This is a genomic window from Xanthomonas sp. AC360 (genome assembly GCF_979258225.1).
Genome location: NZ_OZ409846.1, coordinates 2,772,019 through 2,790,181, shown reverse-complemented (window position 1 = coordinate 2,790,181; position 18,163 = coordinate 2,772,019). Strand labels below are relative to the sequence as shown.

Here is an 18,163-nt window from a genome sequence, read left to right as displayed (position 1 = left end):
GGATCTACCGCTCAAAGGCGGAAGCCAGACACTCTCACCCAATGCTCCGCGGCTTAACCGCCTCCTCCTGCGACAACGATCTCTCCTGCGCTTGGCTCTGCGTCTGCGCCAAGGCGCGCGCGTCGAGCTCTTGCAGCTTTGCCAGCGATTGCTCCACCGGCGTACTGACGGCCACGTCAGTGGGCATGCTGGCACGCAGATGGGCCGGATCACTGAGCTCGCCCTGCACCACGAACACGGTAGCGCCGGCCGCCGCACGCGGTGTCTGGTTGCTCAGCGACACATGGTCAATCCGCTCAAGCCCATGCTCCTTTGCCAGATGCGCCAAGCTGGCACTCATCCGCTCGCTGTGCGCATCACTGCTCCGTCCCATGCTGGCATCCAACTTGCCAACCAGAGTCGTTGCCTGTGCATGCAGGGGGTGAGGTGCCTGCGGCGTGGGTTCTAGGTATGCCTGTCGCTGCCTGCCGTGCACCGGCTCTGCCGGCCCACCTTCTTGCCGTTGGGGATGAGGCGGCTGATTGCCACGCGGCTGAGGGCCGGGCCGTGCTCCCTCCTGCTGAAGCCCTTGGTCTAGCTGCTGCTCTCGCACGGGGCCGGGGGTCGTGCTGGTCAGCACGTATTGCCAGCGTGTTTGCGCAGGGTTGCCTTGAACAGCATCCATGAACGGCTCGTAGTCGTCCGCGTGGATAGTCTGGCAGCCGGCCGAGTCTGTGCTGCCGCGTGATCCGCGGTGGATTTTGAATGTGTCGTTGAGATCCTGTGTGCCGTTGACGTCGGCGTGATCAAACCAGCCGTCGGCATTGCTGTCCCGCTGCACCATGCCGCGCCCTGCAGTCACTGCAGCCTGGCTAGGCCGCAGCGCATCGTCAATGGATCCAGTCAGCAATGGATTGGGATGCTGCGCCCTCTGCATTTCGATCGTGCCTTCGCCCAAACGTCCGAGGTCACGGACACCATCCCCATTGACATCGTCACCCTCGATCTTGCGCGGCCGCGTAATGCTCTCAAACCCGGGGGAGGGATCGAATCGGCGGTTTTCACGACCGCCCTCGCCCAGCGGCCTGGCTCCGGTATTGCCCGCGTGGTGATCGTATTGCGCAGTGGGCTCGGTGTTAGAGCGGTTCGCCTCAACCACATGAGCGGTTCCGTCTGCGTCCTTCCACAGAACGACCAGGCGATCGTTGTAGACACCGCTGCCACCACGTGACTCATCGCGAGGAGTTGCCGGGTTATCTGACCGCCTTTGGGTTGGATGTGCCGAATCTTCCATGGCGTCGAGCGTGGAATTCTCTTGCCGCAGGCCAAGGATGACCCGTTGCCCTGGCGTTGCAAGCGCCTGATCTGCTGCCGTATTGCCACGCGCTTGGGCGATGCTTGCGTAAACGTCGTATTTTTGACCGTCGGAGAGAGTCGCCATCTCATTGTCGGCTGGAAATCGCGGTGCAGTCGTGTGAATGCTTTGCAGGCGTTGTAGCGCTGCGGTAACGCCTGGCATCTGCGCGCGGCCTGCATTGGCAGCGATATCACGCTCTGCCTGGATGCCGACGTAGCGATCCATGCTTTCTTGCAAGATTTCTGGCTGTCCTTGCCGATGCCGTTCCAGCAATGCCACTGCATCTGCGGGACGGTTGGCATTGAACAACACCACAACCTCGTCTGCACGCTCTTTGATATTGAGCTCTATGACACGCGCCATCTTTGCTCTCCCTGCATCGATTAATGAGTGACGAAACGGTCGCCCTTGTTGTCCAGCGGACCAGAACAGGCAGCCTTTCCTTCAGCGCCGGGCCTGCACGGCCATCGCGAGCGATCAACCGTGTTCATCAAGTCAAAGCGCTCCCCGTTCCAGACCAGAAATCCGAAATGCAGGTACGCCCAATCGTTGTAGTAGCGCGGATCACTGGCAAGCGGTGCGTCCGGGTCGAACTCGATCACCCAGCGCAGCACGGGAACCGCCCACAGACGCGACACATCAAGAAACGGGACAGGTTCCGCGTAAGGCTGGTAACGACGGATCTCGTCCTCGGTCAATGCGGGTGCAGGCGGCAATACCTCTCTACTGACATCGGCCAGCTGTCCTTTCGCATCGAAACGGAACGCGCGTACGCCACCCGAATCCTTGCAGTCCACTGCCTGATCGGTACACCGCACCCCACCAACCAGGTATACGACGTCAAGAGGATCGGGTGATTCGAAAGAGCGCACCCAGAATGCATCGGTCGCCAGCATGAAATCGGCACGCTTACCCAAACCAGCAGATGCAACGTAAACAGAATTTTTCAAGGCATCTGCGCGCGCGTCGGGAGTAATTGCCAGATCAGATGACGAAAGCGCCAAGATAACTTGAGCTAAAGGGCGCGGCGCAGGGCCGATGCATTCGTCGGCAGGTAGAAGAACAATGCGGCCAGAAGCGCTTCGCTGTAATCGGGTTGTACAGGTGGCCCCCATGTCTTGCTCCAGCGCGAACCGCTTCCATGGCTTTGGAGAGGACAAGGGCACTTCCGGATAGACGTTCTTGGCGGCAGCTATCGTCGCTGAAGGGCTGGTTGCCGAGCGAGCGCTGTCTTGGGCGCATCCAGCTGCAGCGATGAGCACGACACCCACAAGCAATCCGATCAAACGGCGATGATGCATGCTCTGCTCCGTGTGGGTTGCCTAAGCTTAAGATCGGCTTGTTGTATCAGGACGACATCAATCACGCCTTGTCATGCTGGTTACTGCTTTGGCCTGGTTTCACCTGTGCGCTTGCGCTCACCCTATGCCGCACGCCATGGGTTGGCAACCTTTGAATTAATGGGAAACGAATCGGTCCTCACCATCTGGATAATCAGAACATACTGGTTCGCCCGTGCGTTGTTGACGACACGGCCAATGCGCTCTTGTAACCCGTTCGACGCGCTCGAAGCGTTCGCCCGTCCATCGGAGAAAGCCAAAATGCGCATAAGCGCCGACCCGCCTTGGGTCATCGGCGGCAAGCGGCTGGTCGGGGTCAAACTCCATTAGCCATCGCATGGTTGGCGCCATAGGTAACTTGTCGTCGAACAGAAAAAGCTCCGAGCCGCCGTGTTCGTTCTGCCTGGCAATATCTTCAGCAGTCAGGCTGGGCGCTGGCGGGAAGATCGATACGCTGACGTCGGATGCATTGCCGTCCTTATCGAGGCGATAGGCTTTGCGACCTTGGCCTGATTGGCATGCAAGGCCTGCGTCACCCGCACTGCATTTCACTGGCCAGACCAGATACACCGTCTTGTCGGGATCGGCACTTTCGAACGAACGAATCGTGAGCTCACCCGCGGCCACAGTGAAATCCGCACGTCGTCCCAACCCAGGTGCGGCCACGTAGACCGCATTGCGCAGACTGGCTTCGCGCGCCTGCTGCGAAGTATCGACGGCGTCTGTACGCAGAGCCAGCAGTGCGCGCGCCATGTGCGCGGGTGCCGGGCCTCGGCAAAACGCGTCCCTCAACAGCGGTGCAGGCGCAGTGCCCTGCGATTGCATACGATCCACGCAGGTGGCCCCCATCTGCCGCTCCAGCTTGAAGGGAATCCAGGGTGCGGGCGAAGCAGCGGGTGCCTGAGGAAAGGAGGACACTTCCTGGGCATCGCGCAAGGGCTTTGCTGCAGCATCTTCTGTCGAAAGTCGTGCACACCCAAGCGTCATGATGGGCATTAGCGCCGTGACTACCAGGCAACGCATCAGCTTCTTCACGAGCATCCCCTGAGCAGAGAAAACAGACGCTCCGGACTGTGGCCGCGTAACGGGGGTGAGGTCAAGCATCGGCATGGCATTGATTGATCTGGCCCATAGATTGGCAACGCCTGTAACAGAAGGCCTGTAACAACCTGTGCAGCATATGGGGGCAGTGCGACATCTCGCGGCTCTATTGAGTACCGGAGGTCAGTTCCTCCCGGTCGTACATCAAGGCGCGCCCAATGCTGCAGGTCTGCATATCCACTCGCGAAAGTCACCGCCACCCTTCTGCGCTCATTGCATTTTCTTGATACGCACAGCTGATCAGTGCTTGTGCCTCGATCCAGAAGTGACTGCGAGCGCCAGCCGAAATTGGCATCGATCTTGTTGATACCTAAAGAGAGTCGAACGCCGGTCATCAATGTGGTCAACCTGTCCCGCCGGCACTTATTTGCCTATAGTTCGCGACAAACCCTGCAATGGATTGACCAATGCACATGATGTCAACCGGCCGGTGCCTGGCTCTTGCACTTGCCGTCGCTGTGACCGGTAGTGCCTGTGCACGGACGCCATCAACCGAACAAAAAAGGACTTCCCCCATGTCTGACACCGTCACAACAGGCCGCACCATCAACGGGCATACCTATTCGGATGCTCCTGTGGATGTGAAGCTAGGGCCAAACACGTTCCGCATTCCCGCCAATTACCTGGACAGCCAGATCGCGCCGTGGCCGGGCGAAGGTGTGACGCTTGTCATCGAGTGGCCGGACATGACCCCCACCCCGCCCGGTGCGCGCGCGAACCCGCGAACTAACGATTTTCGGAAGGAAATTTCTATGTCGATCGACTATGTCGACCGTGTCCCCGTCGAGACATTGCTGGGGCGTTTCTCGTCAAACGATAGGCGTACCGAGACCGGCTCGGTTGAACGGGGCAATCCTGTCGACAGGCTCGACCTTCGCATTGCACAGCCTGAAACACTAGGATTAACGCCCTATGCCATTGGTGAGGAGAAGATGGCGGCATACGTCAAAGCGTATCAAGCCCACCACGGCGAGCCTCCGACACGCAACCCTGCGTTTGAGGACGATTGGTATGTCGCGCGCGACTCGGGCGGCAACTTAACTACTTTTATCAAATGCGACAGCACCAAATTTCGAGGAGATGGTGTTCGTCTGGAAGGATCTGAAGTGATTCATGAAAAAGGAGCTACTGCAGCAAGTTGCGTCCACTATTTCTCTGACATCGAAAACAAGCTTTCCATCAGTCTCAATTACAAGCGTGCTTTTTTAAAGGACTGGAAGCGCATGGAAGATGCGGTGAGGAAGGTATTAGCCCGCACTAAAGTCCAGTGATTAGTGTTTTTACAGGGAGTAACCGATGAGCGGACTGACTGAGCAAGACCTGGAAATCCTTTCCGACTACGCAAATAAAGGCAACCGAGCGCTGTATTGGAACTATCTTTCGCAGCTTGATGGCGCAGACGGCTATGGGACATTGGCGTTAGGCGTAGTGCGCAACGACAGCTTGCCAGGGCAAGTGGCTAACAGTTACGCACAAAATTACGCCAAAACGCAGCACGATAATGGCTCGCGCTTTGCCAATGCTGAATTGAGCGAACGCGAGTGGGAAGAGTTTGGACAAACGCTGCTCAAGAAAGATCTTGAGCTTCGGCAATCTTGGTTCGACAAAGAGCGTCCGGATATGGCGCTGAACCTTCCCGGCAAGGACGTCATGCGTGCACACGATCAAGCCTTCCTGGACCATGAGCTCGACCCCAACTGCTGGACACCACGCGTGCTCCTGCAAGCGGCCCTAGAAAAAAGCGGCCCCCAGAAGCTGGAACAGATCTGGACCAACATGCTCGACAACGAGTACGTCGGCGCCGCTCGCATCAGCAATACCGGCTACGAGACCTTTGCGCAGATGGGCTTGGTGGACGGTAGCCAGTACCTGGCCAAGTTGGGGGCGACCGAAGCGATCCAGATGCTGGAGGGCCGTTCTGCGATCGATCCGAACGTCATCGGCAGCAACAGTTTCTATGCGATGTACTTCGAAAAAGAACAGAAGTGGATGAATGTCAGCGTCGGTGGCGGGCATCCTTCCATGCGCGAAGAAACCAATCCTGCGCGCCTGGCGGAACTCAACGATACACGCCAAGTGCGCATGGAGCGCCAGCAGAAAGCGACGCAATTTCATGAGGACGATCAGCACCGCTCCATCACCCGCAGCCCGTTCACGGCATCGGTCGATGGCCTGCCAGATCGGACGCAGGCACCTACCAAGCTAGCCGATATCGGCCCGGGCCACCGCGACTACGCGTTGCTGCAACAGGTGAGCGCTGGCGTGAGCGCGATCGATGCGCAAGCCGGGCGCACACCGGACGAAAGCAGCGAACGCCTGGTGGCCAGTGCCATGAACCTGGCCCGCCAGAACAATCTGGACCGTGTAGATCATGTGGCGCTGAGCACGCAGACCGCGCAACACCCGGCCGGATACACGGTGTTTGTGGTGCAAGGTGCATTGAACGACCCTGCACACCTGCGTGCATCGATGCCCACCGATGAGGCGGTGCGCACACCGGTGGGACAATCGCTGCAGCAGCTGGAAATTGCGACGGTGGATCGTCAGCAGGCAGCGCTGCAGAGCCAACAGCAGGAGATGGACAACCGCTCACGCGAGGCTCCGGCAATGCGGATGGCTTGAGTGCAATCTTGCATAACGCAGAGTTGCGAGGCATCTCCGCCGTGTAATACGGATTGCGCGTAGACGACCAGCGCCGCTTCGTGATGCAAGTGGCCATGTTGAAACGCTCAAAAAACGCTGCATGCCGCACAACCCCAGAAGTCGTACTAAGCTCAAACGCACAACTGCTTGCCCATCCAGTGCAGTACGCCCTTGCGCGAATCGGCAGACTGCAAACAGGCACTCACCTCCAGTACGCGACACAAAAAAGCCCGGCGGTTGCCGGACTTTTTCGTTAACTCACATCCGGCAAAGCTCAGCCCTTACGCGCCTTCAACCACGCCTCGATCTGCGGCACCAATGCCGCGCGCAGCTTGATCCGGGTCTGGATGCCGGTGATGGCGGTTTCTGCATCGCGGCGTGAGGTGGGAGCCAGGTACTGGTCTGCGTAGGCCTTGATCTTGTCGGCCATCTTCGGGTCGACCGAGCCGGAACCCAGACTCGGGTAATAGCGGGCACGCGAGGTGGAGTCGATCAGGCCATCCACCTGCTGCCGATGCGCCACGGCGAAGTCGAAGCCCAGGTCCGGATGTTCGCTCGCCACCATGTCGATCATGCTGGCACCGGTGGTGGCGCCTGGCTCGGCGGTCAAGGCCAGCTCCAGTGCACGCTTGGCCAAGGCCTGGTCTGCTGGTGCCGCCAGCAGGCCGTAGTACTGGTCGCGGATCATCGAAGAGGTTTCCTTCTTCGCCATCGCATGCAGCGTGTCCCAGGTGGCGGCATCGGCATTGCGCGCGACGATGCTCAGCACACTGGTGCGCAGCTCCGGCGACAGCGACGCCGGGTCGGCCTGGAAGGCGGCAAAACGGCGGCGCGCTTCGGCAATGAGCTGCGCGTCGCCCATGTCGCTGAGGCTGCCAATCAGCCGCGTGCGCAGTTGCTTGATCTGCGCCGAATCGCCAGCGCGGTCGTCCCAGCCCAGGGTGGCAAACTGCGGTGCCAGCCGCGAGGTGGCATACGACCGCCATGCGGCACGGGTGGCCGGGTATTGCTTGAGCATGTCGTCGACGCTGTCCACAGTGCCGGCCACCGTTCCCCACAGGTCCGGCGAAGCGCCCACCGCCACCTTGGTGGTCAACTCCAGCGCATCTGCCTGCGGTTGCAGGCCAACCATGGCAAGCGCACTGGTATCCATCATCAAGCCAAGCTGGTCCACCACCGGCAGGCTGGAAAATGTAGTGCTGAGCGCCTTGAACTGCGCAGGTGCATAGCGGGTGCGGAAGTAGCCTTTCTGCCCGGCGTTGACCAGCACCGGTGCATCGCAGCCGGGCAATTGCAGCTGTGCGCTGCCATCCACCAGCACGCGTACCGGCGCGCCGTTGCCGGCACGCACGGCGACCGGCACATGCCAGCGCAGCGGCTGCTTGTCGGGGCGATCGAGCGTGTATTCGCCCTGCTGCAGGGTGAGGTTGGTCTGCCCGTCCACACACGTGGAGGCGACATTGATCAACGGCACGCCGGGCTGGTTGGTGAAGTCGTGTGCGACCTGGGTGAATTGCTTGCCCGGTGCCATCGCATCGACCTGTTGCCACAGCGCATCGGTCACCGCGTTGCCGTACTGATGTTGCTTGATGTAATTGCGCACGCCGGCGCGCCATTGCTCGGCGCCGACGTAGTCTTCGAGCATGCCGATGACCGCTTCGCCCTTGTCGTAGGTGATCACATCGAATGCCTGGCTGGCCTGCTCCACGGTGTCCACGTGCTGTACCACAGGATGGGTGGTGACGTAGGCATCGCGCCGCATCGCCGCGCGGCTCTTGAAGGCTGCCTTGGTCTTGTCGATATCCCATTCCGGGTGAAGCATCGTGGTCGTCCGCGATTCCATCCAGTTGGCAAAACCTTCGTTGAGCCACAGGTCGTCCCACCACGCCATGGTGACCAGATTGCCGAACCACTGGTGGGCAATTTCATGCGCAGCGGTCGTGAACACGGCCTGCTTGCTCTTGATGTCGGCCACCACCGGGTCGAGCAGCAACACGAATTCGAAACTAAAGATCGCGCCCCAGTTTTCCATGGCGCCGAAAAACTGGCTCTGCCCAGGCGCAGCGATGTTGTCCAGCTTGGGCAGCGGATACGGCACGCCAAAATAATCGTTGTACGCGTGCAGCACATCGCGGCTGGATTCCAGTGCGAACTTGGCTTGATCGACCTTGCCGGCCTGCGCGATCACACCGATCTCGGTGCCGTTATCCGTCTTGACCGTGGCGCGCTCGAAGTCGCCCAGGCTCATGAACAGCAGGTAGGTGGACATCTTGGGCGTGGTCTGGAAAACGACCTTCTTCATCCCGCCCGCCGCTGCGCTGGAACGCGCCACCGGCATGTTGCTCACCGCCATCTGCTTGGCCGGCGCATTCACCGCCAGGTCGAACGTAGCCTTGAAATTAGGCTCATCCCAGGACGGAATGAAGCGACGCGCATCGGAATTTTCGAACTGGGTGAACAGCGCGCGGCGCTGGCCCTGCGGCGTGGTGTAATCCAGCGCAAACAAGCCATTGGCCTGCGTGTTGATGACGCCACTGTAGTCGATGGATAACACGTAGTTGCCCGGTGCCAGCGGTGTGCCGGTATCGAAGCGCGCGGTCTGCGCATCGGCGTCGGTGGCGATCTTGGTCGCTACCGGCTTGCCGCCCGTTGCTGCGAGCGTGGCCTTGGAAAAGCGCAGATTGGCCGCCTGCAACACGATGGCATCGGTGGCGGTGAGCACCTGGACATCGATGCGCACCTTGCCATCGAAGGTCATCTTGTCGGCATGCGGGGTGATCTCCACCGCGTAATGCGTCGGCCTGGCGGTTCGCGGCAGCTGGGTAGTGACCTGCGAGGCCGATGGAGCCCCCGTGTCGGGATCAGCGGCAGCATGGGCCACGGTAGCGGCGGACGTGCTGGCCAGCGCCAGTGCAATTGCAGTCACCAAAATATGGCGCATGTGGTTCCTAACGTGATGGAAGTTGTCCGTGCAGAATCATCGCGTCAACGCAGATATCCCAACACAGCCGAAAGTCACGTCCACGCCTTGCGAGCACGAAAACGTAGACGTGGAAAAGAAGCGTTGGTGCTGCCGATGATAATCAAAGCAAGCCGGCGCGAACGGACACCGGATGGCGGGGGCGATGCTACAGGCCAGCGGTGAACACGACTCATATCAAGGAGGCTGACGCGCGGTTGGCAATGACGGTGATGCGTCGCGCGCCCAATACCTCCGGCACCACTCGGCATGATGCCGACGCTACACATCCGCCGTAGTCGCAGTCGGCCTGCCTGATCGGCTGCGCCGCGTGCGCAAGCGGGCCTTGGGCTGCAATCAGGCCGCGGGCACGTACACCATTACTCCGCTACCCAAGGCGACGCGCGATAGCGTGACAAAGAAAAGCCCCGCTTTCGCAGGGCTCTCTTGTTTCAATACTGCATCAGCCGATCAGGCGAACGGGTCCTGCAGCACCATGGTGTGGTCGCGGTCCGGGCCGGTGGAGACGATGCTGATCGGGCAGCCGGCCAGTTCTTCCAGCGCGCGCAGGTAGGCGCGTGCAGCAGGCGGCAACTCGTCCCACACGGTGATGCCGTGGGTGTTCTCGCTCCAACCCGGGAACTCCAGGTACACCGGCGTGCACTCTTCCCAGCCCTGTGCATCCAGCGGCGCGTATTCGGTGCGCTTGCCGCGGTATTCGTACGCGATGCAGACCTTGAGCTTTTCCATGCCGTCCAGCACGTCGAGCTTGGTGATGCACAGGCCGGAGATCCCGTTGATGGCCACCGCGCGCTTGAGCGCAACGATGTCCATCCAGCCGCAACGACGCGGGCGGCCGGTGGAGGCACCGTACTCGGCACCGCGGTCGCGGATGCCCTGGCCCACTTCGTCGTCCAGTTCGGTCGGGAACGGGCCGCCACCCACGCGCGTGGCGTAGGCCTTGGCAATGCCCAGCACGTAGTCGATCGCATCGGCGCCAACACCGGTGCCGGCCAGTGCGCCGCCCACCGTGGTGTTGGAGCTGGTGACGTACGGATAGGTGCCGTGGTCGATGTCCAGCAACGCGCCCTGCGCGCCTTCGAACAGCACCCGCTTACCCTGCTTGCGCAGGTCGTGCAGGATGCCGGCCACGTCGTACTTCATCGGCTGCACGTAGTCGCCGAACGCCAGCGCTTCGTCGTAAGTCTTCTGGAAATCGACCGCTTCCACGCCCAGGTACTTGGTCAGCACGAAGTTGTGGTAATCCAGCGCGGTGCGCAGCAGTTCTTCCAGCTGCGGCGGGTAATGCAGGTCGGCGATGCGGATACCGCGACGCGCCACCTTGTCTTCATACGCCGGGCCGATACCGCGACCGGTGGTGCCGATGGCCTTGCCGCCGGCGGCCTTCTCGCGCGCCTGATCCAGGGCGATGTGGTACGGCATGATCAGCGGGGCAGCCGGGGAAATCTTCAGGCGCGAACGCACCTCCACACCGGCGCCTTCCAGCTCGCTGATTTCCTTGATCAGCGCGGCCGGGGAGATCACCACACCATTGCCGATCAGGCACAGCGCGTCGTCGCGCAGGATGCCGGACGGAATCAGATGCAAGACGGTTTTCTTGCCGTTGATGACCAGGGTATGGCCGGCGTTGTGGCCGCCCTGGAAGCGGACGACCGCACCGATCTCTTCGGTAAGCAGATCGACGATCTTGCCTTTGCCTTCATCGCCCCACTGGGCACCGAGCACGACAACTGACTGACCCATGACGGGTGGACTCCTGAGTTTTGCTGCGGCCATCGGGGCCGCGGGATGGGACCGGTTCGGGGCTGGCGGCGCCACCTTGCGCGCAGCTCCATCGGGGAGCGTTGCAGCAGCGACCAACCCGGACACGGAAAAAGCCGAACGGAGTGCTCTGGTTGGAGCGTGCCCGGCCGGCTTTTGTGCATTATCCGGGTTTCGGGTGACGTGCACTACCCCTGGCGAGGCGCCGGATCGGGGGCTGGTCAGATTGCGGCTGGCCGCCGGTTGGTGGGTGCGGCCGAATGCTGCCGGTCTCTAGCCTGGTCGTATCAGTGGCACCACGGCAATCCGGAAGCTGCACTGTGCCTAGTTACACGCAATCACACACGCTACCGCGGGTCGTAAGAGCGCTCCTGGGTGCGAATCGCTCTGCGTGTGATGCCTGTCGCGCCCAGGTGCGCTCCTACGCTGCCGGAACGGACGGCCCGCTCAGTGCCGCACGATCCACAGCGCGATCGCCCCCATTACCAGGGTGACGCCGCCGATACCGCGCAGTTGGGCGGTGGGCAGGCTGAACAGTTGCTCGACCATGCGCTTCCAGGCGGTGGGCGCGGCAAATAGCAGCAAGCCTTCAATGACGGCGATCAAGCACAACGCGGACAAGAACTCTTGCATGGGAGAACAGCATGTCCGGGTGGAGGACATGCAGTGTGCCTGTCTTGACGCCGCTAGTGCACAGGATGCGATGCACAGTTCTTGGCAGACATCACCTGCCTCCACGCATTGAGCTGCACACCGGCACCGTCTATGGTTGCGCCTTTATCATTTGTGGCAGGGATGCATGATCAAGACTGATCGCCTGGTATTTCTCGATGCACTACGTGGGTTGGCAGCACTTTATGTGGTGCTGTTCCACGTCATGGCGATGCCCACGCCGGCGCTGAGGCCCAGCCCCTTACTAGTACCTGTACTGGCCGCCGGAGCGACCGGGGTCGCGCTGTTCTTTGTCATCAGCGCATTCTCGCTGTGCTACACCATGCCGCGTCACGCGGCGACGGGGCAGCCATTACGCAGCTTCTACCTGCATCGTTTCTTTCGCATTGCGCCGTTGTTTTATGTCTGGTTGGCTTTTTCGGCGTACCGCGATGGCCGTGGTGCACACCCAGGCCATCCTTGGGTCGAAATCGCCACAAACCTGTCGTTTACGTTCAACCTAGTGCCAGGCTGGGAAGCAGGCATCGTGTGGGCCAGTTGGGCCATCGGCGTGGAAATGTTGTTCTACGCCTTGTTTCCGTTGCTGTTTCTATTGATCAGGAACTTGACCAGCGCGGCAGTGTTCGCGCTATGTACCATCTTGGCATCGGGGCTGGCAGCCTCTGGGCTACTCGGTGAGGCCGCAATGGCGGCCACACGTGATTACGGCTTGCTTCGGCACCTCCCGGTGTTCGCCATCGGGCTGTGCACCTTCTTTGCCTATACCGAGCTGAAAAAAAGTCCAAGCGCAACGGCAACCCGCTGGGGAAAATCTTTAATCGGAATCGGCGCGACCAGTCTGGTCGCATGCATCGCAGCAAGTGCAAACAGCATGATCGGTCCGGTTGCGTTCTGGATCTCCAGCGGCCTGATCTACGCAATGCTCTTGGTTGGCATGTCCCAAGTCCCGCCAACCGTGATCGTCAACCGATTCACCGCCTACCTTGGCAAGATCAGCTACTCGATCTACTTAGGGCATCCGGTGGTCATCGCACTGATGGGACCGGTGTTCGGTTTTATTCGCCATAAGAGCCACGACCAGACCGTATCGTATCTGCTCTGTGCCTCGATCACCCTGCTGGTTACTTTGCCGCTGGCGGTGCTGACTTATCGCTTTATCGAAGCACCTGCAATTAGCTGGGGCAAACGCCTAGGACCAAAGATCCAGCGGTCTAATCCACCGGCCGCGTCCTGACATCGGCGCCATCAGCGCGTAATGACCGCAGAAACGCCCTGCTGCCAGATACAGAGATCAGGCTGATCGCCATAAGTAAAAACGCCCGCATCTGCGGGCGTTTTTACGTTCAGGTTTTTACCGCAATCAACGATCGCTCTTGAGGTACTGCAGGAACGGGTCGTTCTTGTCGAGCACGATCACGCCGTTGCCGTCGGCCATCGATTCGCGATAGGCCTCCAGACTGCGGTAGAAGGCGTAAAACGAAGGATCCTTTGCGCCGGCCTGGCCGTAGATGCGGGCCGCGTCGGCATCGCCTTCGCCACGCAGCTTCTGCGCATCACGCTCGGCGTCGGCCCTGATGACCGTGCTTTCGCGGTCGGCTTGCGCCCGGATGGTCAGCGCCTGCTCTTCGCCTTCTGCACGCAGCTTGCTGGCTTCCTGCTTGCGCTGGGCGCGCATGCGCTCGTAGACGTCGGTGATCACCTGGCTGTCGGTCGGCAGGTCGATCTGCTTGATGCGCAAGTCGGTGATCTGCATCCCTAAGCCCTTGATGGCGCCGTTGATGCCCTTGAGCTGGCTGGCAATCAATTCGCTGCGGTCGCCGGAGACCAGCTGCTGCAAGGTGCGCGAGTTGATCTGGTTGCGCAGCGAGTCGGTGATGATCGGTGCCAGGCGCGAATTGGCCACCGACTCTTCACCACCGGTGGCGCGATAGAACGCACGCACATCGGAGATGTAGCCGATGGCGAAGAAGTCCACGCTCACGTCTTTCTGCTCGGCAGTGAAATACCGCGCCGGGGCGGTGTCCAGCACCTGGAAGCGGCGATCGAACACACGCACCGATTCAACGACGGGGATCTTGAAGTGCAGGCCGGGCTTGAGGTCGGCTCGCACCACGCGGCCCAGGTTGAGCACCATGGCGGTCTGGTCTTCGCGCACCACGAACACCGAGCCCATCAGGGTCAGCAACACGGCGACGATCAGGCCGATGACTAGCGAATTCTTCATTGTTCGGTTCCCTCACGGCCGGTCGGGCGCGGGCCGCGTTCCGGGTTGCGGATGGCCTCGCTGCTGGCGCTTTGCGGCGGATTCAGCAGCACGTCTTGCGGCACCATCGACGGCATGCCGCCATTGCCCGCGTTGCCGCCGGCGTTGGCAGCCTTGCCAGCATCTGGCAGCGGCACATAGATGACCTGGCGACCATCGCTGCCGATCACCTTACGGTTCTCCGACAACACCTTTTGCACGGTTTCCAGCCACAGCCGCTTACGCGTGACCTCCGGGGCATTGGCGTACTGCTCCTGCAGCAGGGTGAAGCGGTCGGCGTCGCCCTCGGCCTTGGAGATCACCGCTTCCTTGTAACCTTCGGCACCGGTACGGGTGCGTGCGCCCTGGCCGCGTGCCTCGGGCACCACCTTGGCGGCGTAGGCCTGGGCTTCGTTGATCAAGCGCTCGCGCACCTGCTGGGCACCGTTGACCTCGTCGAAGGCAGGCTTCACTTCTTCCGGCGGACGCGCGTCCGGCAGGGTCACGCCGGTCACGGCCAAGCCGGTGTTGTAGGCATCCAGCGCCATCTGCAGACGATCCTTGGAGGCGATCGCCAGCGGGCCGCGATTGTTGAGCACGGTATTGAGGTCGGACCGCCCCACCTGCTCACGCACCGCGCTCTGCGCGGCCTGCTCCAGCACCAGATCGGCATTACGCGAGCCGAACAGGTATTTGCGCGGGTCGCTGATCTGGTACTGCACGTTGAGCGAGACGTTGACGATGTTCTCGTCGCGCGTCAGCACCGGCACCTGATTGCTGAAGGTCTTGATCTCGGTTGCATTGACCTTGCGTACCGACTCGATAGGCCAGGGCAGCTTGAAGCTCGGGCCGGGCTGCAGGATGCGCGAGAACTGGCCGAAGCGCAGCACCACGCCACGCTGCTGTTCGCCGATGAGCTGGAAGCTGGAGAACAGCACCATCAGCACCACCGCGACCAGAATCCAGCGCCCCACGCCGCCGTCGAACAGCTCCTTCAACGGGGCGGGCAGATTGCCCCAGCCACCACCGTTGCCACCACCGCGCGGGCCCCAGGACCTGCGACGGTTGGGATCCGGGCCGTCTCCGCCCTTGTTGCCGGGTGTGTTCCAGGCCATGCACGCTCCATGATCGAGGGGCTGTGCGGGCCAGTCCCGCAGTGCCGCCGTGTTGTTTGATTCGCCGATTCTACTAGATGGGGCAGACCCGCCGTTTTGAAAGGCCCTGATTGGTGCATCGGCGGTTTAGCCGGCGGGATGAATCAAGGGGTTGGCAGTTCTTGGCGGCGTGGAGACGAGGTAGCGGCGCCAGGTTATAGGTCGGCGGGAGCCCTCAATGCGCGAAACGGGTGCCGAGAACGAAGGCGCGGAGCCGACCGCTCCGCTACCGGGAGGCTTGGCCGAGCCGACCCAGCTGGTCAACGCGCCCCGGCGCTCCTGCGCTCGACATGGGCACTTCGAGACCGTGACCGGCACCAGCACGCGCCATGACGACAGCGGCTGTACCGCGCCAATCAATGGTAGGAGGACGGGGTTGGTGCACTCACGCGCACTGGCACATCGGGCAGGAGGGACGGCTGGTGCTGGAATGGACGGCTGTTGATCGAGGACAGCACTGCCGTGGCGCATCGCTCGCATTGCGCTGCGCTTTGACAGCGCATGCAATGTCACGCTTGCAGGCATGTGACCGACGATCGACCACCTGACTGATCAGGCGGCGCCTACTAAACCGGCGCGCTGACCCGCGCGGCAGCCAGGCGTCGCGAGTGCCATCGCGCAGGCGCGCTTCGGGCTCGATGCTGCGATGGCACGGCAGCGATGATTAGCTGCGGTCTGTCGCGCGATGCCATCGACATCGTGGGCAGCGGCGGAGAACTGGGTGCTGCCATGCAGCGGAGCGGCGAGACAACGAAGCCGCCCCATCGGGCGTTGCCGCACCAGACGCGCCCGATGGCAAGCGCGCATGCGCACAGACCGTTGGCAATTGCCGGTTCGCAGTGAGGCGCTTGCCATTCGCTACGGCGATGACGCTGGAAGTCATCGCCTGCTCGCGCGCGACTCCCGGCGCAGTTGCCGTGGATCTCAGCGATCACGCCTTCGGCGGCTCGTCCTTCTGGTTGAACACCCGCTCCATTACTTCCAGCAGTTCGTCTTCGGAGAACGGCTTGGTGATGTAGGCGCGCGCGCCTTGGCGCATACCCCACATGCGGTCGGTGTCCTGATCCTTGGTGGTCACCAGGATCACCGGGATGTGCTGGGTGGTGGGCTCGCGCTTGAGCGTGCGCGTGGCCTGGAAGCCGTTGAGGTTGGGCATGACCACGTCCATCAACACCAGATCCGGCAGCGACTCCTTGGCCGCTTCCACGCCGGCGGCGCCATCGGTGGCGGTGATGGTTTCGTGTCCCAACTTCTCGACGATGCGCTGAATCCCCAGCAGCTGCGACGGCGAGTCGTCGACGATCAAAATGCGTGCCATGTGTTTCCCCTAGTGTGCGCGGCGAGTGTAGTGCGCCAGCTGCGCTTTCGGTAGCTGGGGGCAATAGCGCGATGGTCGAAGGCTGTGCTGCGCTGCGGTGCACGCGGCGCTCGCCTTCGCACTCCTGTGCACCTTGGTGGGCGGTGAGGGGTTGGAAGCGAGGTGCAGGCAAGAGGCCGCGCTTCGGCGACGGGAGCTGCTGGCGCGGACTGCGAGAGGAGTGCTTGGATCCAGCTTCGCTCGCTGCGCGCAACCTCCATCATTGAAGTGGCGCCCGGCCGAAGTTGACTGACGCCGGCAGCCGCACCGGGCGGCCGTACCCTCACCCCAACCCCTCTCCCGCAGGAGAGGGGCTTTCGCGCCTCATATTGGGAGGCTTGCGCGTTGCGACGGGCGAGACGTCTGGACCTCAGCGCCCCTCTACCGAAGAGAGGCGCCTGTGGACCTCACACCGTCTCGCCGAACGCCTTGGCCAGGTTGCGGTAGGCCTTTTTCTGCGCGTCATCGGTGGGGGCCGGGGCCAGGATTTCCAGCTCCACGATTTGATCGCCTGGGGGCGTACCCGGCAGGCCGCGGCCGCGCAGGCGCAGTTTGCGGCCGGCATCCGAGTCGGCGGGCACCTTCAATTCCACCGAGCCGCCCAGGGTCGGCACGCTGATGGTGGTGCCCAGCGCCGCCTGCCAGGGCATGACCTGCAGGAAATAGAGAATGTTGCGCCCGTCCACCTCGAACTGCGGGTGCGCGGCGTATTCGATCTCCAGCAGCAGATTGCCGCCGCCGTTGCCCTGCCCGCTCAGGCGAATCACCTGGCCGGGCTGCACGCCCTTGGGCACGCGCACGTCCAGCTGCTTGCCGTTGATGGTGATGCGGACGCTGTCGCCCGAATGCACCGCTTCCAGCGGCACCGCCAGCTTGGCGCGGGTGTCACCACGCGCCTGCGGCCCCGGCCCTGCGCCAGGACCGGCACCCGGGCCGCGCGGGCGGCCGCCGCGCTGGCCGGCGAACAGGCTTTCGAAGAAGTCGCTGAAGCCGCCACCGGCACCGCCGTTGCCGAACACCTCTTCATAGTCGAAGCCCTGCCCGCCCCCGTGGCTGGGCGGCGCCTGGAACTCGTCGCCCGGGCGATAGCCCTGCGCCTTCAACTGGTCGTAGGCCTTGCGCTTTTGCGGATCGCGCAGCGCTTCGTAGGCTTCATTAATCGCCTTGAATTTGTCTTCGGCGCCGGCTTCCTTGCTGACGTCGGGGTGGTACTTGCGCGCCAATCGGCGATACGCGGTCTTGATCTCCGCATCGCCTGCGCTGGGCTCCACGCCCAGCGTTGCGTAGTAATCCTTGAATTCCATCTATTCACCTCTGGAAAAAAAACGGCCCGCAGCCAGGGCCACGAGCCAGTTCGAGAGGCAGACACCAGGTGGGACGGCCATGCATGGCGCGGGCGGTGGGAATCGTGGGTACATGCCGTCCCTGCCGATTCCAGACACCAACCGCGCCCACGTGGCGGTCACGCAACAGGGTTGCTGGCCGATCTCTTCGCAGCCGGGCGGGCGACCGTGCCTATTCTACGGCGCGGCCGTCGCCGGGGAGCGAAGTCGGTGACTTCGCTCCAGGTCCATGAC

Annotated in this window: 13 protein-coding genes; 3 read left to right on the top strand and 10 right to left on the bottom strand. The window is 62.0% G+C overall.

Features of this window, described 5'->3' with window-relative positions; all coding sequences use genetic code 11:
* Window positions 1–34: 34 nt before the first annotated feature.
* From ACZZ0O_RS12050 to ACZZ0O_RS12040, 3 genes are all read right to left on the bottom strand, one after another.
* Window positions 35–1,699: an XVIPCD domain-containing protein gene (locus ACZZ0O_RS12050; RefSeq protein ID WP_463590858.1), complete on the bottom strand. Its 1,665-nt coding sequence runs from the start codon at window positions 1,697–1,699 to the stop codon at window positions 35–37.
* 20 nt (window positions 1,700–1,719) lie between these two features.
* Window positions 1,720–2,637, bottom strand: coding sequence for a hypothetical protein (locus ACZZ0O_RS12045; protein ID WP_463590857.1), 918 nt, complete (start codon window positions 2,635–2,637; stop codon window positions 1,720–1,722).
* Window positions 2,638–2,793: 156 nt separating this feature from the next.
* Window positions 2,794–3,711, bottom strand: coding sequence for a hypothetical protein (locus ACZZ0O_RS12040; protein ID WP_463590856.1), 918 nt, complete (start codon window positions 3,709–3,711; stop codon window positions 2,794–2,796).
* A 473-nt stretch (window positions 3,712–4,184) separates the two neighbouring features.
* On the opposite strand from ACZZ0O_RS12040, the gene ACZZ0O_RS12035 reads away from it, so the two are divergent.
* A complete protein-coding gene (locus tag ACZZ0O_RS12035) occupies window positions 4,185–5,048 on the top strand; it encodes a Smlt3025 familytype IV secretion system inhibitor (protein WP_463590855.1) in 864 nt (287 codons plus the stop codon).
* Between the two features lie 25 nt (window positions 5,049–5,073).
* Window positions 5,074–6,399, top strand: coding sequence for a Smlt3024 family type IV secretion system effector (locus ACZZ0O_RS12030; RefSeq protein WP_463590854.1), 1,326 nt, complete (start codon window positions 5,074–5,076; stop codon window positions 6,397–6,399).
* A 295-nt stretch (window positions 6,400–6,694) separates the two neighbouring features.
* Here the strand turns inward: ACZZ0O_RS12030 and ACZZ0O_RS12025 are convergent, their stop codons facing one another.
* The 3 genes from ACZZ0O_RS12025 to ACZZ0O_RS12015 form a co-directional block, all read right to left on the bottom strand.
* Window positions 6,695–9,361, bottom strand: coding sequence for a M1 family metallopeptidase (locus ACZZ0O_RS12025; protein ID WP_463590853.1), 2,667 nt, complete (start codon window positions 9,359–9,361; stop codon window positions 6,695–6,697).
* Window positions 9,362–9,850: 489 nt separating this feature from the next.
* Entirely contained in the window at window positions 9,851–11,143 is a 1,293-nt protein-coding gene (locus tag ACZZ0O_RS12020) for an adenylosuccinate synthase (protein WP_055845741.1), read from the bottom strand.
* A gap of 465 nt (window positions 11,144–11,608) precedes the next feature.
* A complete protein-coding gene (locus ACZZ0O_RS12015) occupies window positions 11,609–11,794 on the bottom strand; it encodes a DUF2065 domain-containing protein (protein ID WP_115561552.1) in 186 nt (61 codons plus the stop codon).
* Window positions 11,795–11,960: 166 nt separating this feature from the next.
* On the opposite strand from ACZZ0O_RS12015, the gene ACZZ0O_RS12010 reads away from it, so the two are divergent.
* Window positions 11,961–13,067: an acyltransferase family protein gene (locus ACZZ0O_RS12010; RefSeq protein WP_463590852.1), complete on the top strand. Its 1,107-nt coding sequence runs from the start codon at window positions 11,961–11,963 to the stop codon at window positions 13,065–13,067.
* A gap of 126 nt (window positions 13,068–13,193) precedes the next feature.
* Here ACZZ0O_RS12010 and hflC read toward each other — a convergent pair whose 3' ends face one another.
* The 4 genes from hflC to ACZZ0O_RS11990 all read right to left on the bottom strand — a co-directional run bounded on the left by hflC (window position 13,194) and on the right by ACZZ0O_RS11990 (window position 17,890).
* Complete coding sequence (gene hflC, locus ACZZ0O_RS12005; protein ID WP_055845747.1) at window positions 13,194–14,057, bottom strand: protease modulator HflC; 864 nt, start codon at window positions 14,055–14,057, stop codon at window positions 13,194–13,196.
* On the bottom strand, window positions 14,054–15,190 hold the full coding sequence (hflK, locus tag ACZZ0O_RS12000; protein WP_055845750.1) for an FtsH protease activity modulator HflK: 1,137 nt from the start codon (window positions 15,188–15,190) through the stop codon (window positions 14,054–14,056). The genes hflC and hflK overlap by 4 nt, the downstream gene beginning before the upstream one ends.
* Before the next feature lie 970 nt (window positions 15,191–16,160).
* Complete coding sequence (gene pilH / locus ACZZ0O_RS11995; protein ID WP_008578169.1) at window positions 16,161–16,547, bottom strand: twitching motility response regulator PilH; 387 nt, start codon at window positions 16,545–16,547, stop codon at window positions 16,161–16,163.
* A gap of 446 nt (window positions 16,548–16,993) precedes the next feature.
* Window positions 16,994–17,890 carry a DnaJ C-terminal domain-containing protein gene (locus tag ACZZ0O_RS11990; protein WP_115512318.1) on the bottom strand — a complete coding sequence of 299 codons (897 nt, stop codon included), beginning with the start codon at window positions 17,888–17,890 and terminating at the stop codon, window positions 16,994–16,996.
* Window positions 17,891–18,163: the final 273 nt, after the last annotated feature.